Origin of the sequence: Bacillus sp. E214 (assembly GCF_008087365.1) — a bacterium.
Lineage (GTDB): Bacteria > Bacillota > Bacilli > Bacillales > Pradoshiaceae > Pradoshia.
Window position 1 is genome coordinate 1685981 of record NZ_VENN01000001.1, and the last position, 16283, is coordinate 1702263.

17 protein-coding genes and 1 riboswitch are annotated in these 16283 nt (G+C 37.0%); of the genes, 11 read left to right on the plus strand and 6 right to left on the minus strand.

Annotated features, from left to right (window positions below; translation table 11 throughout):
• Window positions 1-3: 3 nt before the first annotated feature.
• On the minus strand, window positions 4-789 hold the full coding sequence (locus FHY47_RS07815; protein ID WP_066104780.1) for an ABC transporter ATP-binding protein: 786 nt from the start codon (window positions 787-789) through the stop codon (window positions 4-6).
• 142 nt (window positions 790-931) lie between these two features.
• Entirely contained in the window at window positions 932-2032 is a 1101-nt protein-coding gene (locus tag FHY47_RS07820) for a methionine biosynthesis PLP-dependent protein (protein WP_066104782.1), read from the minus strand.
• Window positions 2033-2215: 183 nt separating this feature from the next.
• Window positions 2216-2320, minus strand: a riboswitch (SAM riboswitch).
• Between the two features lie 133 nt (window positions 2321-2453).
• Between FHY47_RS07820 and FHY47_RS07825 the strand changes: the two genes are divergently transcribed.
• A complete protein-coding gene (locus tag FHY47_RS07825; RefSeq protein WP_148630075.1) occupies window positions 2454-3497 on the plus strand; it encodes a M42 family metallopeptidase in 1044 nt (347 codons plus the stop codon).
• 47 nt (window positions 3498-3544) lie between these two features.
• Here the strand turns inward: FHY47_RS07825 and FHY47_RS07830 are convergent, their stop codons facing one another.
• A complete protein-coding gene (locus FHY47_RS07830; RefSeq protein ID WP_066104791.1) occupies window positions 3545-4387 on the minus strand; it encodes a patatin-like phospholipase family protein in 843 nt (280 codons plus the stop codon).
• A 205-nt stretch (window positions 4388-4592) separates the two neighbouring features.
• Here FHY47_RS07830 and FHY47_RS07835 point away from each other — a divergent pair, with 205 nt between their 5' ends.
• The 5 genes from FHY47_RS07835 to FHY47_RS07855 all read left to right on the plus strand — a co-directional run bounded on the left by FHY47_RS07835 (window position 4593) and on the right by FHY47_RS07855 (window position 8006).
• Entirely contained in the window at window positions 4593-4964 is a 372-nt protein-coding gene (locus FHY47_RS07835) for a GntR family transcriptional regulator (RefSeq protein WP_066104793.1), read from the plus strand.
• A 12-nt stretch (window positions 4965-4976) separates the two neighbouring features.
• Window positions 4977-5666: an ABC transporter ATP-binding protein gene (locus FHY47_RS07840; protein WP_066104796.1), complete on the plus strand. Its 690-nt coding sequence runs from the start codon at window positions 4977-4979 to the stop codon at window positions 5664-5666.
• Window positions 5663-6496, plus strand: coding sequence for a hypothetical protein (locus tag FHY47_RS07845; RefSeq protein WP_066104800.1), 834 nt, complete (start codon window positions 5663-5665; stop codon window positions 6494-6496). Before FHY47_RS07840 ends, FHY47_RS07845 begins: the two co-directional genes overlap by 4 nt.
• Before the next feature lie 13 nt (window positions 6497-6509).
• Window positions 6510-7733: a hypothetical protein gene (locus FHY47_RS07850; protein WP_139892450.1), complete on the plus strand. Its 1224-nt coding sequence runs from the start codon at window positions 6510-6512 to the stop codon at window positions 7731-7733.
• Window positions 7734-7802: 69 nt separating this feature from the next.
• The gene (locus FHY47_RS07855) at window positions 7803-8006 is read left to right on the plus strand and encodes a hypothetical protein (protein ID WP_066104806.1); all 204 of its coding nucleotides are present in this window, start codon (window positions 7803-7805) and stop codon (window positions 8004-8006) included.
• Window positions 8007-8071: 65 nt separating this feature from the next.
• Here the strand turns inward: FHY47_RS07855 and lepB are convergent, their stop codons facing one another.
• On the minus strand, window positions 8072-8620 hold the full coding sequence (gene lepB / locus FHY47_RS07860; RefSeq protein WP_254654709.1) for a signal peptidase I: 549 nt from the start codon (window positions 8618-8620) through the stop codon (window positions 8072-8074).
• Between the two features lie 186 nt (window positions 8621-8806).
• On the opposite strand from lepB, the gene FHY47_RS07865 reads away from it, so the two are divergent.
• On the plus strand, window positions 8807-10456 hold the full coding sequence (locus tag FHY47_RS07865; protein ID WP_139892452.1) for a glycosyl hydrolase family 28-related protein: 1650 nt from the start codon (window positions 8807-8809) through the stop codon (window positions 10454-10456).
• Between the two features lie 84 nt (window positions 10457-10540).
• The gene (locus FHY47_RS07870; protein WP_066104814.1) at window positions 10541-11410 is read left to right on the plus strand and encodes a hypothetical protein; all 870 of its coding nucleotides are present in this window, start codon (window positions 10541-10543) and stop codon (window positions 11408-11410) included.
• Between the two features lie 72 nt (window positions 11411-11482).
• On the opposite strand, the gene FHY47_RS07875 is transcribed toward FHY47_RS07870, so the two are convergent.
• Window positions 11483-11671, minus strand: coding sequence for a hypothetical protein (locus tag FHY47_RS07875; RefSeq protein WP_066104817.1), 189 nt, complete (start codon window positions 11669-11671; stop codon window positions 11483-11485).
• A 316-nt stretch (window positions 11672-11987) separates the two neighbouring features.
• On the opposite strand from FHY47_RS07875, the gene FHY47_RS07880 reads away from it, so the two are divergent.
• Genes FHY47_RS07880 through FHY47_RS07890 form a run of 3 tightly spaced genes read left to right on the plus strand, consistent with a single transcriptional unit; the run spans window position 11988 to window position 14706 of the window.
• The gene (locus tag FHY47_RS07880; RefSeq protein ID WP_066104823.1) at window positions 11988-13301 is read left to right on the plus strand and encodes a TrkH family potassium uptake protein; all 1314 of its coding nucleotides are present in this window, start codon (window positions 11988-11990) and stop codon (window positions 13299-13301) included.
• Window positions 13302-13317: 16 nt separating this feature from the next.
• On the plus strand, window positions 13318-13971 hold the full coding sequence (locus FHY47_RS07885; protein ID WP_066104829.1) for a potassium channel family protein: 654 nt from the start codon (window positions 13318-13320) through the stop codon (window positions 13969-13971).
• A gap of 12 nt (window positions 13972-13983) precedes the next feature.
• A complete protein-coding gene (locus tag FHY47_RS07890; protein ID WP_066104834.1) occupies window positions 13984-14706 on the plus strand; it encodes an MOSC domain-containing protein in 723 nt (240 codons plus the stop codon).
• Window positions 14707-15185: 479 nt separating this feature from the next.
• Here FHY47_RS07890 and FHY47_RS07895 read toward each other — a convergent pair whose 3' ends face one another.
• On the minus strand, window positions 15186-15947 hold the full coding sequence (locus FHY47_RS07895; protein ID WP_140462046.1) for a glucose 1-dehydrogenase: 762 nt from the start codon (window positions 15945-15947) through the stop codon (window positions 15186-15188).
• Window positions 15948-16283 lie beyond the last annotated feature (336 nt).

A 16283-nucleotide genomic window follows, 5' to 3' on the forward strand; every position in this document is an offset into this window, starting at 1 on the left:
CTATTAATCCTCTTTAACAACAGATACAATATCTTCGGCAATTGAACGATGCTGTGTAAAACCAGTTAATTGGTTAAAAATTTCTTCAAGAGTTCCTTCCTTGCCAACATCCTGTAATTCTGCAAAGCTTCCATCTGCAACAATCCTGCCTTCATGCAGTAAAATAATTCGATTGCTAATTTTCTCGACGACATCCATGATATGTGAGGAATAAAAAATAGTTTTTCCCTCGCTTGCCAGCAGTCCAAGCAATTCTTTAATGACCATAACGCTATTCGCGTCGAGACCGCTTAAAGGTTCATCTAAAAATAAAATATCCGGATTATGAAGAAGGCTTGAAATTAATAGAACCTTTTGCTTCATCCCTTTTGAATAACTATTTATTCGTGAATCATACATTTCTTCAATATTTAATAGCCTCATTAGTTTAAAAGCCTTTTGGTCAGCCTGCTCATAAGATAAGCCATAAAGCTCACCTATAAAAGTCAAATATTCACGTGCAGTCAATACATCATATAAATCTGCCAATTCAGGCACATAGCCAATTCTATTTTTATAGGTAATCCTATCCTCAGAAAGCTCTTTATCAAAGACCTTCACTGAGCCTGTATAGTCTGTAAGGAGTCCAAGCAATATTTTAACTGTGGTAGTTTTCCCCGCCCCATTGGGACCTATATAGCCAATAATTTGTCCCTTGTTTACATCAAGATTAATTCCTCGAAGTACTTCTTTCGATCCATAATGCATTTGAAGATTGCTAATAGAAATCACCAGTTCAGCCATTTTCATTCTCCCCAAAGACCCATTTTGGTATAGTATATCAAAACGGGTCGTTAATTTGCATAATTTTCTAATTTATCCTTTTTAGGTATTACTTCTGGAATCCTTCATGATGCACCTAAATGCCTGTAAAGTTCAAATTTCTAATAACCTAAACCGATAATGATTCAAAAGCTTGAATAAGATCATCAATCAAATCATTCGCATGCTCTATCCCAACAGAATAGCGCAGCAAACAATTACAGACTCCATTTTGTGTACGCACTTCCTCAGGGATATCCGCATGTGTTTGTGTAGCAGGGTACGTCATTAAACTTTCTACTCCACCCAGACTTTCAGCAAAAGATATGATGCGAAGGCTTTTTAAAAATGGATTGATCCATTCCTCTGATTTCAGCCGGAACGATATCATCCCCCCTTTACCAGGATAAAGGACATCTGTCACTTCTTCTCTTTCTCTTAAAAATCGGCTGATTATCTTAGCATTTTCCTCATGCTGCCTCATCCTTAGGCTCAATGTTTTCATTCCCCTCATCACAAGCCAGGAGTCAAATGGCGGCAGTACAGCGCCTGTTGCATTTTGATATTCTTCTAGGCGCGCACCAACCTCTTTACTCTTTGAGACAATTAATCCAGCCAATACATCATTATGTCCTGCTAAATATTTGGTGGCACTGTGGACAACAATATCTGCTCCCTGCTCAATCGGTCTTTGCAAAATGGGTGTATAAAACGTATTATCCACAAGGAGCAGTAGATTGTTAGATTGGGTCAGTTGAGCAATTTCTTTAATATCCATTTCCTGCATAAGCGGATTTGTCGGTGTTTCTATAAAGAAGGCCTTCGTATTTTCCGTAATGGATTCAGCGAAATCTTCATATGTATGGCAATAGTTAAACTTGATGCCATACGTCTTCCATATTTGCTCAAATAACCGATATGTCCCTCCATACAGATCGGCAGAGACGGCTATTTCATCACCTGGAGAAAATAAACATAGCAATGAGTGAATGGCAGCCATACCTGAACTAAAGGCAAATCCCTGTTTACCACCCTCTAGCTCGGCAATTGCTTCCTCTAATAATTTTCTGGTTGGGTTTCCTGTTCTTATGTAATCAAACCCTGTTGATTCCCCTATTCCGTTATGGCGATAGGCTGTGGAAAAATAAACTGGCGGATTAACAGTACCTGTTTGTGTTTCACTTCGATTGCCTATTTGAGCTAAGAGTGTTTCGATTTTAACTGTTGTCATATGTATGACCCCTCTCTCTTTATTAATCCCCGAAATACAGTTACTCTGATTTACCTTCATCCGGCTCTAATTTGCCATCAAAGTTACGAATTACTTACATCCACTCATTTTCCCAGTGAATAAAAATATGCTTAAAAACGAAAAAAGTCTTCAAGAAGAAGACTTTTCATTAGAGTGAGTCCCTTCTTATCGGCCAGGAATGATTGTTCCTGCAGGAATTAGCACCTTTCCATATTGGCGGTTGCTGAGACTTCACAGGGCCTGTCCCTCCATCTCTCTTGATAAGATTTTTCAGAATATTTATTTAACTATAAATTTACAGTCCTACTGCTAAAAAAGCAAGTTATTTCTGCCTTTATTGTCCAACTTTTTAACAAAGGTATATAATAAATCTATACATAAAAAGGAGTGATTCGGAACCATGAAAGCCAATGGCCAGGAAATTTTCCAGTACATAAAAGACCTTGTATCCATTCCAAGTCCGAGCGGCTATACAACGGAAGTAATTGATCATGTAGCACAGTTTTTACAATCTCAAGGAATACCTGCAGTAAAAACAAATAAAGGTGCCCTATTGGCAACAATCAAGGGACAGGATGATTCAAAGCACCGTTTTCTAACAGCCCATGTAGATACATTAGGTGCTATGGTGAAAGAAATCAAACCAAGCGGGCGTTTAAAATTATCGATGATCGGCGGATTTCGTTGGAATTCTGTTGAAGGCGAATATTGTAAAATCCATACAGCTGAAGGTAAAACGTTTACAGGGACGATTCTTTTAAATCAAACTTCTGTCCATGTTTATCAGAAAATGGGAGATATTAAACGCGAGGATGCAACGATTGAAGTTCGAATTGATGCTGTGACAAAAAGCAAGACGGATACAGAAGGTCTAGGTATTTCTGTAGGTGATTTTGTTTCCTTCGAGCCCCGTGTTGAACTGACAGACAATGGATTTATTAAATCCCGTCATTTAGATGATAAAGCGAGTGTCGGCATACTGATGTATATCATTAAACAGTTAAAAGAAGAAGGCATCACTCTCCCCTATACGACCCACTTCTTAATTTCAAATAATGAAGAAATAGGCTATGGCGGAAACTCCAACATTCCTGCTGAAACTGTTGAATACCTGGCTGTAGATATGGGAGCAATTGGAGAAGGACAATCTACGGATGAATACAGTGTTTCCATTTGTGCAAAAGATTCTAGCGGACCCTATCATTATGGCCTGCGTCAGCATTTAGTCGAATTGGCAAAGCAACACAAGATTGATTACCGTGTAGATATATATCCTTTTTACGGATCTGATGCTTCTGCTGCCATCCGTGCCGGCTATGATATCATACACGGATTAATTGGACCCGGCATTGATGCTTCACATGCTTTTGAAAGAACCCATATCAGCTCTATTGAATATACTGCCCAGTTAATCTGGAATTACTTACAATCAGAATTAGCCTAATTTCATACTAAACGTTAACCCATCACCATTTAAGTGATGGGTTTTTATTATAATAACCGTTTGATTTTTCCATAAGCAGCCTTGGCTTCAGCATATCCTTGATTGTACAGCTTTTTCAGCTTTTTAGGGTTACGCTCAACACGGCTGACATCTGATTTCACTAATGGACGAATAATGACGACAAGTCCCTTTTCTTCTTGTTCCTCCAAATAGCGGATCGTGTCATTGTAAACGATATGCCGTTTGCGAAGAGCCTTTAGCAGCCCTTGATAGTTCTTATATTTTCTTTTTCCAAGCCAATCAAGCGACGATGCTTTCATATAGCCTTTATTCCCAGTAAGCACAACGATATTTTTCGTATTCCCGTCTGCTTGAGATTTTTGTATCGGTATTGGATCGGCAACACCGCCATCCAGCAGCATTCTTCCATCATAAGAGATTTCCGGAGCAAAAAAAGGAATCGAACTGGATGCGCGCAGAATCGTTGTAATATCTTTTATTAGGTGCTCTTTTCTATAGTATACAGGTTCGCCTGTTACGCAATCTGTAACACCCACGACAAACTGTTCCTTTGCTTCACAAAAAGCCTTTATATCAAATGGGACCAGTTCATTTGGAATTTTATCAAAAATAAAGTCCATTCCAAATAATTCACGTTTCTTCAGAAAACGTTTATAGGATAGGTATTCCGGGTGTGAGACATAATCGATATTCGCCGCATAATTACGGTCTATTTGCCGTGCAATATAAGAAGAGCCATTACATGCACCAGCTGAAACACCAATTGTATATGGCACATATATATCCTGTTCCATCAAATACCTCAGAACTCCAGCTGTATATAGCCCTCTCATTCCGCCACCCTCTAGAACCAGGCCTGTATTATGCATAACAAGTAAACTCCTTCCCCAGAGAATCCTTATTATTTTGCCATGACCCTTCTTAAATAATTACACGTTTTAAAACTATTTCAGGGAATTTTTTACTATCCTATTGACAGTTTTAGTGTATTAACTGTATAGTACACATATCAAGTGTATGAACTACATAGTACACACACTAATAATTGGTTAAAAAGCCATAGGAGATGAATTAATGAACATCATCTTTAATAACCGGGATCCTGTATATTTACAAGTTGTCCGTTACTTCAAAGAACAAATAGCGACCGGTCGGCTTGCAAGCGGAGAGGAGATTCCTTCTCGACGTGAGCTTGCCAATCTTCTAAAAATAAACCCCAATACTGCTCAAAAAGCGTATAAGGAAATGGAGGAACAGGGATTGATTCACACAGAAAGAAATTTCCCAAGCCGGGTCACAACCGACAAGGTCATATTGTCAAGCGTTCGTCAGGAACTCATTGTTGAAGCCGTTGATACCTTTGTTCAGGCAATTAAACCGATTCAATTACCAGTAGATGAACTGTTGAGTATTGTCAAAGAAAAATATAATGCGGAACAAGAGTAAGGAGGGGATTTCATGTTAGAAGTAAAAAATGTAACGAAAAAATTTGGAAGAAAAAACGTATTGGATGATGTATCATTCACAGCCAACAAAGGGGAAATCACGTGTTTAATCGGTATAAACGGTGTAGGTAAAACAACGATTATGAAATCCATCATGGGCCTTACTCCTATTGATGGTGGAGAAATTCTTATAAACGGAACTAAAAGAACGAAGGATACGTATGAGAAAATCACATTTATTCCAGATACGTTCACGATGCTTTCGAACTTCACCATTATGCAGGCAATGGATTTTATGAATGATTTTTATGAGAGTTGGAACCAAGATCGCGCCGATGAATTATTGAGCTTTTTCAAATTGGATGAAAACATACGGATTTCAACATTATCTAAAGGAAATACCGCGAAAGTGAATTTGTTATTGGGATTGGCTCTGGATGTTGATTATGTTCTTATGGATGAACCATTCTCCGGTATCGATATTTTCAGCCGTGAACAAATAGCAGATGTCTTTACAAGCCACCTGATTGAAGACCGCGGTGTTATCATCACAACCCATGAAATCAACGATATTGAGCACCTCATTGATAAAGTTGTTTTGTTAAATGACGGAGTCGTTTATAAAGAATTTAATGCAGAAGAAGTTCGAAATAACGAAGGTAAGTCTGTCGTAGATGTAATGAGAGAGGTGTATAGAGGATGAATCGCTTTTTTAAGCTTGTGAATATGGAGTTAAATCGATTTACAAAAATTTTATTTGGATTGATTATTGCTGTTTTTATTATACAAGTTGCCGGGTTAATCATTGAAGCTAACATCTACATGAGTGACGCTAATAAATCATTAACGAATGGTGTCCCTATAGAAGTCTTTATTGAAGAATTTGGTTATTATGGCATGGACAATTATGTGAATTCTATTTGGTTTAATGGTCCGATTGCCTTATGTGCAGGTGCCATCTTCTTATATATCTTTCTAATTTGGTACCGTGACTGGTCAGGTAAAGGATCCTTTATCTATCGTTTATTAATGATTCCTACATCAAGAATGAATATTTATTTTTCGAAATTAACAGCTATAATGCTACTTGTACTCTCACTAGTATCTATCCAATTGATACTCCTTCTAATTGAATCAAAAATTTTGAAATGGTTTATATCAGCGGATTATTTACATGAGGTATCGATTGGCAGCTTAATCAAGGGATCTCAATTTATTACGGTTATTCTCCCATCTACCTTCACAGAATTCGTTTTATATTATGGTGCAGGATTTATTGCTTTGAGCATCCTATTCACGGCCATATTGCTTGAGCGCAGCTTTAAATGGAAAGGAATCATTCTTGCCATCCTATACTGTGTAGGTGTTATAGCTGTATTATCAGCACCTATTATATTAATCGAATTATTAGAAATAGGTAATTACATTTATACATCTGAGCAAATCATCATTGTAAGCGTTACAGCCAGTATTTTAGGCATTATCTCCATTTTATTAAGCCGCTATTTATTAAATAAGAAAATAACTGTGTAAGGAGAGGAAACATATGAAAAAATATCGAAATTCTATTCTGATCCTGCTTGTTGCTGTGCTATCCATATCAGTATTTTATATAAATCAGGCCTTTTCTTCCTCCACCCTCCCTGATTTTTACGTCAAACAAATAAATGGAGATGCTAAAATCTTAGACACCTTATCATTGGAAGCAGATTATCAAGTAGGTGGATTCACAGAAACGTTTAATGTAACGAAAGAGGGGGCCACTTATCGATCTGAATTACCTTTTTTTGAGCAGGTGGACTACGGGGAAAAATATTTAGAAACAGCGGAATTGAAAGATTTAGCAAATCAGTATTCTTCCTTTATGAGAGGAAAAATTTATAGTAACCAGTTGTACAATGACACAAATCAAGTCATTTTTGTCGACTCCAAGTATGATTTTTCTACCAGACATGGAATGCATAATTTCAGTTTAAAAATTGATCAGCTCAATAAGAAAACAGAGGATACAACCTCTTTTGAAGTAAACCTGCCCAATCAGGAATATTCATCTTTTATTGAAATCCTTGATGTCCAAATCTCCACGAATGAATTATTTGTCATGACACGCAGTAATTCGAAAGATGGGACAGAAATACTTCAGGAATATACGATTAACCTTAAAAAGGAAAAACTAATTGACGATAATTCGATTTTGACAACTGAACAATCAACGGATCAGCAAGATATTTATATAACCAGTTTAACAGATACTAACCCGACGCAAGCTCGTACTCATTTTACATTTCAGATAGATAAGACTATCCATACAGATGAAAACAGTCAAACTGTTAGCCGTGACTTATATGTGTACAACTATAAAACAAAGAAATTAGATAGGTTGACCCTTCCGAGTGATTTAACGAAACAGCTATTACAAGAAGATGGTTCTAGTTTTAATATAGCTTATGATCAAACTTCATTATATGTTTCCGCTATTAAAGATGAGAACGGAAAGAAAATAGTCGCTATGGTTACGTATGATTTTGAGAAACAAAAAATCACAAAGGATCATAAAATCCAAGTGAACTCAGAAATGTTTGATCACAATATAAATGTATATCACAACAAAATGATTCTCACTTATAGAGGGGAAAAAAACAAACCTTATATAAGCATCTTTAATTTCGAAGACGGAAAATCCATTTTCGAAGGAACGATTGAGACAAAAAGCAACGATCAAAAGATAGACTATATGGATCTATATTTATATCAGATTATTGGTCTATAATGTAAAAATTGTTTTGTTAACTTCAAAAAGGGAATACAATAACCAAATGATAATTTGGAGGAATTTCCCATGTACTATGTTTATTTTGAAACGGAGCCAAGGCTTTTGCATGAAGGTACTAAATACAACGTGGAGGTTCCGACCAGAGAGTTGCAGGATCAAATAGCCAATGAACTTGAGAAATATGGAGAGGTTTTCAATATACAAAAACTCGATGCTCCTGTGGATCAATTCCCGGTGCTGACAAAAGAAACCTATAAACGCAATATTTAAAAACGGAAAGGTGAATGGCTCGAGAGCCATTCACCTTTTCCACACCATGTGGAGATGCAATTTTATCAATCTGTTTTACGTGCGTGTTCAAATGGGAGAATGACATATTCACATGTACCGACTATATCATCTTCATCTATGTAGCCCAATCCATTACGGCTATCCCTGCTGTTCAACCGATTATCTCCCATCACAAAATAATGATCATTAGGAACTTTCAATGGATCAAAGTCACCTGTTTTATTCATTTTCAGTAAATCAACTTCTCCTTGTTCATCAGGCAGATATGGCTCATCTTTTTGCTTGCCGTTTATATAAAGCGAGTCATTCTTATATTCAACCTTTTCTCCAGGTAACCCTATAATCCGCTTTATATAGTATTTATCTTTTCCATCATCTCGAATGACTACTATATCCTGACGATCAACAGAACCGCTATACGCCGCTAACTTATTGACCAAGACTTTTTCATTATTATAAAGTGTTGGTTCCATTGAGGCTCCTTCAACTATAAAAAAGGAAATGATAAATGTTTTTACAAGATAAGCTAAGACGATTGCAAATGCGATAGAGATAATCCAACTTCCTACTTCAGTTTTAAATAACTTCCTCAATCGCAGTCTCCTTCTTTCAAGCATGATTCCTCTAGTTGTTTCTACATATGATTCTTATATTTTATACCCATATAATATGCTAAGATACCTACAAACGATATTACATTTTCATTACGATTAATTTACATCTAGTAAGGGAATACAATAACATCCATTTTTCATTCACGTGAGGAGTGAAACTCCAGTATGTTGTACTTATCGAAAAATCATGATCCAAATAAAAATGAAATTCTCTTATCTAGATGGCTTCCCTCAAACCAAACTCCAGCAAGTCTGGTAAAAGAGACGTTTTCATTGCTTAATGAAAAATTAAATAAGTTTTCCCCTCTTTCCATGCCTAATCGGAAGCCACTAAGGGATTTAAAATATGCATTTCCCCGTCTCTTATTGACAACAAGCAGACAGCCTGAGCTAAAAAATCCAGCTGATTTCACAATCTTGAACGGTCACCCTTTTCCAGCATGGAAAAAGAAATTAGATGAAGAGTATCAGCATTTAAATCAAAAGATCCAGGAACAGATCAATGTAACCGACTATGGTGCTGTTGGTGATGGGATAACAGACAATACTAAAGCGTTTGAGGCTGCTCTTGGTAAAGGTAAGCGAATGGTTTATATTCCGGAAGGTGTTTTTATTGTTAAGGGACTAAAGCTCCCCTCCTACACATGTCTGATAGGAGAAGGTAAAGATAAAACGGTTCTTAAATTAGCCAATGAAACACCAAAGAAAGCTATTCTTATTACAAACTCTAGTCCAATCCGTGGTAATCATCATATTCTCGTACAGGGGATGACACTTGACTGGAATGTAGAAAGGCTTCCACAGAGCGATCGAACTAGTTCCGGTAATAACCGTTCGAGCTGTTTAACATATGCTCATGTTACTTATGGATGGGTGAAGGATGTTGTAGCCCGTAATGCAGGTTTACACTGTTTTGATGTTTCAGCTGCCTACTATACATATTTGGGCGATGGCACACGTTCGAGATGGCCGAGCCAATATATATGGTTAGATCATCTTTCTGGCTATGGATTTGGAGATGATGGAATAACAACACATCATAGCAGCCATATTCTGATTACAAACAGCCATATGTGTGATCCAAGCGGCAGAGCTCACATGAAGGGATTCTCCAATTCAAATGGGTTTGAGGTAGATGACGGATCTGACGATGTTTGGCTGATTAATAATTCTTCAACCAGGTGCTTTGGAGGGGTTGAAATAAAGGCGCATGGTACTGCATCAGCTGCTTCCAATGTTCATATTATCGGACATATATCTATCCATGATAATCGTTCCTATAACTTTCGGCACATAGGCCACCATCTCGAATCAGAGCCACAGTCTAAATCTGCCTTTAATATAACAGCGACGAATATCGTTGCAATTGCACCCATTTTCACAGATCTTTATGAAGGCTCGACTCCAAGGTGTCTAGTCGTATCAGCCTATCAAAATGTGGTTATTAACCATTTCACTCTGCTCGGAGATTCGAATTATGATTATCAAAGGAATCCAATGGTTTCCATTCAATATAAATCTCGTCATATCACACTGGCAAATATAACAATAGAAAATTTCCAAACTGCGGGTACGGATATAAAAATAGTTGGCGGCAGGCAGCATACCGATGACATTCGTTTAAGTACTATTTCCATAAAAAACTCAGCTCCAACTGCCATCGATATTGGTAAAGGTGTAGCAAAAGCAACTATATCAAATGTACAGGCTGAATCAAAGATTGGAGATATCGCAATTAAAAATGCCAACCATAAAGTCAAGCTGAATAATATTCATACGGTTGGATATAAGACACCCATTTTAAAAATGGATTAAAACTTAATTACCTATTCTATTTCTCCACCTCTTCGCATATACATTTATGGTCTTTCCTGTAAAATGTGAAGAGGTGACTATTTCGTGAGTCGGATTGCAGAAGTCCTCAAACAGTTCCTTTCATCAATCAAAGACCTAATAAACGATATACTGACTTTTATTTATTATAGCGGGCTGCTCTTCATCATCGGCTGGACACTATATCAATTGTTATGGGGTGATGTGAAACCGCTTCCTATTTCAACTGCTGTTCCTCCTACATGGTGGACGGAATATGTAATTAAACCACTGATTTCCTCCACCTTTCTGCTTACCATATTGAAGGGAATCTTCTTATTATCAGTCTGGATCATTTTATTTTTAATTATTCCTAGTACAACGAGGCAGCTCAAACGTTTCAAGCTATTTCAAATGGAATTTGAGGTGGAGGATAAAGAAACGGCTGCAGTTGCCTTTATAGAATTGCAAAGCTCAAAAGCAACCCTTCTGTCAGCCATGTATTCAGATGCAAGCATCGGAAAGTTGTTCACATTCCTTGATGAAGAAACGATGGAGGTGAATTATTTTTCCGCACTTGATTACTTTTTGGAGGACTTTAAAATCAGTTATAAACAACGATATAATATTGCCTTTGAATGCGAAACCAAGGATTTACATCAGCTTATCGGAGTCGAACGGGAATATGCCATACTTTCAAAAGAAACCGGCGATCCAGAAGTGTTAAACTGGGAGGCTCCCCTTGTGAAAATAAAGAAAAACAGACTTGTTTTCCATTTCAACTATCGCGGAACTGATAAGGTGACCATATTGTCCAGCTACTCTTCTCAATTTGATGTTATTGATAAACAAAATATCTTATTTTTACATTATGCCCTAATGTATCAAGCTGAAAATATTGAGTATGCACTTATGGTTGAAAAAGAAGAATGGCCCTTTGCCAAAACCCCTAATTAAAGGGGTTTTATTTGTTTACAAAAAAAATGCCCTTATTCATATAGTAATAAGGTCAAAGTTTAATACAGATGCTCATATAAAATGTCTATTATTTTGGAACTGTTGTGAATACTTCTTTAGCATATCCTGAACCACTTTGTTATTGGATGCCAGTTCTGTTGGATCTTTTGCACTTAGCTTCCCCACTTGCTTTTGGCTAAAGGGCTTAGCAAATTTCTCGCCTTTTTTATAACGCTCATATAAATTTTGGATATTGTCCATAATGGTTCCCCTCCCATTAAGTCCTCACTTATTTATATTCAGTTCTTTAGAAAAATCGCCATCTATTTGTCTAGTTAACTAGTATTTTTTTTTACGGGTTGATTTTCTGTCATAAACGTAATCCTATAAGTTTAATTTACTGTTTTAAATTCGTATAAATTGTGATAGGATAAAAAACTGTTTAGTGAACACGAAAAAATGTTATTTGGTGTTTTATTATGAGATATAGTACGATGATATTGGCTTTTACAGCAAACGGGTTATATTATGAATCAATACACTAACTTTACAAAGAAGAAATGGAGATTAAATAAATATGCAGCAGAGCAAATCTTCAATCCACTCATTCCGGCAAATATTCTTCCTATACATAGGTTTTATCATTTTATTTGCCTTTTTGTTATGGATACCCCAGTCCAATTCCATCGGGTTTTCTATAATGGATTCTCTATTTCTGTCCACAAGCGCCTTAAGCGTAACAGGACTTACTACAATAGACGTAGGAACAGAATTAACCAGGGTGGGACAATCCATCTTAATGGTGGAAATGCAGCTTGGCGGAATCGGGATTGTTGTATTAATCAGTTACCTGTTTGTCGTGATGGACAAGAAGATTACGGTATCAAGTATGCTTCTTTTATCCAAGGACCAAAACCAGTCAAAACTAAGTTCCATTACATCTCTTGGAATTTCGGTTTTAGTCATTGCCTTATTAGTAGAAACGATTTGTTTCTTTATATTATTAGGGGAGATACGACCCCGATATGATGATTTTTGGGATGCGGCATTCGTGTCTGCCTTTCATGCAGTAGCAAGCTTCACTAATTCCGGATTTGATTTATTCGGTGATAGCCTGATTTCATTTAAACATAATCATCTTTTCCTAATAACAACGGCTATAACAATCTTCTTAGGAAGTCTTGGCTATCCGACATTGGTAGAGTACTTCTTATCTTTTAGAAGGAAGAAAAGTTTGTTTACAAAGATTAATATAAGACTTCATTTTCTCCTACTATTTATCGGTATGGCTATATTTTTCTTTTTGGAAACAAATAATACGTTTAGCGGACTTTCCATTTGGGAAAAACTATCGAATTCATTGTTTTTTTCGGCGACAGCAAGAAATGGTGGGCTTTCAACGATTGATGTCTCACAAGTAACAATCACTACCTTTTTATGTTTGACCCTATTTATGTTTATAGGGGGAGCTTCCTCCAGTACAGGAGGCGGTATACGATTGACCACCTTTGCAGTACTATTATCAAAGGTATTATCTGTAGCGAAATCACAAAAAGAGGTTGTTATCTATAAAAAAACCATTGCTCAGGAAGCAGTTGATAAATCCTTTATGGTTTTCTTTACTTTTATGGCATTGTTTTTTGGTTCTACGATTTTATTAACCATGTTACAAACGCAGCCATTGGAGCCATTGATGTTTGAGGTGTTATCTGCCCTGACAAATACAGGCTTATCATTTGGAATTACATCTGAATTAACACCTGTTTCAAAATCCATTTTAATCATGCTGATGATTATCGGCCGAATAGGTGTATTCAGTTTCATTTATACTATTTTTAAAGTAGAAAAAGTTAAAACAAGATATTTAAAAGAAGACTTAGCAGTAGGCTAAAAAGGGGACATTTTTCATGAAATCATATCTAGTCATTGGAGCAGGAAGATTTGGTACTGGCATCGTAAAAGAATTATACAAACAACATTGTGAAGTAATCGTTACAGATCGCAGTGAAAAAAATCTCGAGTCCTTAGATGAATATTCGACTCATGCGATTGTCGGTGACTTTCGTGATCCGCTTGTACTCGATGAACTGAAAATCGATCAATTCAATGCGGTCTTTGTTGCAATTGGCTCTGATGCCTTTTCGGCCATTTTAATTACAAAAAAACTGAAAGAAAGAAAAGCAAAAAAAATCATCGCCAAGGCTAACAATCGAGAAATCGGGGAAATTTTAAAAAGCCTTGGTGCCGATCGTATTATCCTTCCAGAGGAAGAAGCTGGTCGGAAAGTGGCACGTCAGGAATTATTAACAGGTGTCATTGAATATATTGAAATCACGAAGGATATTTCTGCAATTGAAATGCAAGTACCTGAAACGATGCATGGAAAGTCATTGAACGAATTGAATTTTTCAAGAAAATTCGATATTACGGTGTCCTTAGTCCTTCGTAATGGACAGCCAATATTATCGCATTTTGCGGATCTCAAATTACAAGAAGGAGACGACTTTTTACTGATTGGTTCAAATACCAGTATCGAGAAGTTCAAAAAGAAATATAAATAAAGGCGGGTTGCTATGTTAATCGGGCACGTGAAAGCAATTATGCGCCACCCTGTTAAATCCTTTACAGGTGAACATGTTCAGGAATCTAATGTAATGCCCTATGGTCTTTATGGGGATCGCAGTCATGCTTATATAGACAATAGCCGTACAAATAAATTTCTGACCATCACTCAGGCTCCAATCATGGCAAGTTACCAAGCATCCTTTATGGGTCCTGACAGCTTGGATACCTATCCACCCATCGAAGTAGTCACGCCATCAGGAAAAAGAGTAACGTGGAATCACCCTGGATTGATTAAGGACCTAGAAACGGCAGCAAACAGGAGTATTACTCCTGTACAATTCACCCCGAATGATGTGCCACTAGGCGCAATTGAGGTGGAACATTTATTGCTCGTAACAGATGCTTCTCTTCTAGAATTAAAAAAGCAGTATGGAAGTCTGATAGACTATAAACGGTTTCGCCCTAACTTGGTCCTCGATCTAACTGAAAAGCAACCATATATAGAAGATACCTGGTTCGGAAGACGTCTTTTGATTGGTGAATCGGTTGAAATACAAGTTAACCGACATTGTGAAAGATGCATGATTATTACCATTAATCCCGAAAACAGCGAAAAGGATCCTTCTCTATTAAAATTTATTAATAGAACTCGTCAGAATTGTTTCGGTGTATATGCCTCCGTTCTTAAAACCGGAAAAATCCGGATAGGTGATGAGGTACAATTAGTTTAAGATTTCTTATTTTATGCTAGTTGTTAGTTCAAGACTCATAGTAATAAGCATAAACAAGGGAATCCATTTGGTTCCCTTGTTTTCTTATGATTTATAGGAATGCAAAAGTATAATAGAGGATGGGACATAACTTATAAACGATCCTGAAAAAACGAACGATATCTAATTTATCGACTTTGTTGTTTATTAAAGAGCCAATTTGGAAAAAAGTCCGTTCCATTGCGCGCTTACGCCACTCGCTTTCCGTGGGGAGGAAGGCTTTAGCCTCCGTTATTTCCCGCAGGAGTCGGTGGCTTCCGCTCCATTCCACTAAGTTTAATAATGGTATACAGAAGTAACCAATCTATTGAAAACAAATAAAAATCCGACCTATTAGGTGAAATATTTATTGAAATATCACCTAATAGGTCGGATTTATCATTGACTGAAATACTTATATCCCAGCCTCTTTTTCATACCCATTCATTTTTTGAATCTGATTAGTAAGCAGACCAGCCTGCGTCAGCTGCCAATACGACACCATTGATATAGGAAGATTCATTACTTGCCAAGAACAAGGCAATGTCTGCGATTTCTTGCGGCTTAGCAGCACGAGGCATTAAACTAACACCACGCGTTGCATATTGTAATCCTTCCATATCCATACCATCCACCGAACTGGTTAACCCAGTCTCAACTTGTGCCGGTGCGATTCCATTGCAACGAATACCTTGCGGGCCATAATGAGAAGCAATATTTTTAGTCATGCCCGTAACTGCATGTTTAGCCGCAGTATACGTAAATCCGCCACGTCCACCAGTTAAACCTGCAATGGAGGAAAGATTCACGATCACGCCGCTGCCCTGAGCCTGGAAGTATGGCAATACTTTACGTGTACCGCGCATTACACCGCCAACATTAATATCCATTACGCGGCTCCAAACTGAATCTTCTACATTATGAGCGGCCTGCATTTTATCTAATACACCTGCACAGTTAACTAAAATATCTACGCGGCCAAATGTGGCTACGGTTTCTTCTACCATTTTTTGAACATCTTCTTCAACTGCCACATTTACTTTTACACCCATTATCTCAACATCTTGCGATTTAAATTCATTGACAGTAGCCTGCAATGCTTCTTCATTGAAATCGGCAATTACCAGCTTTGCCCCTTCTTCCGCATAGCGTGTCGCAATTGATTTACCAATACCATTCGCTCCACCTGTAATAATGGCTACTTGGTCTTGCAATCTTCCCATTGTTCATCCTCCTAATCATCGTTAAATTAATTGGCAGATTCATGTATGGATCATAAATCAGGGCGATGAATTCTATAACTTACTGTTATGATAGATTAAAGTTCCAGTTTTATTTATAGAAACACAGCATTTGATATTCCAATATATCAAATCTGAAAAGTAACTTTTAAGAGATTCATCGTTCAGATACCAATCTTGACTTGTTAAAAACTCCAACATTTCCTCTGCCTTATCAACTTTTGTTTAGCATTATGTATCTTTCTATTACAATTAAACTATACATGATACTTTTTTTAATTTCAAAAGATTCTTGATATATCATAATAATTTGCACTG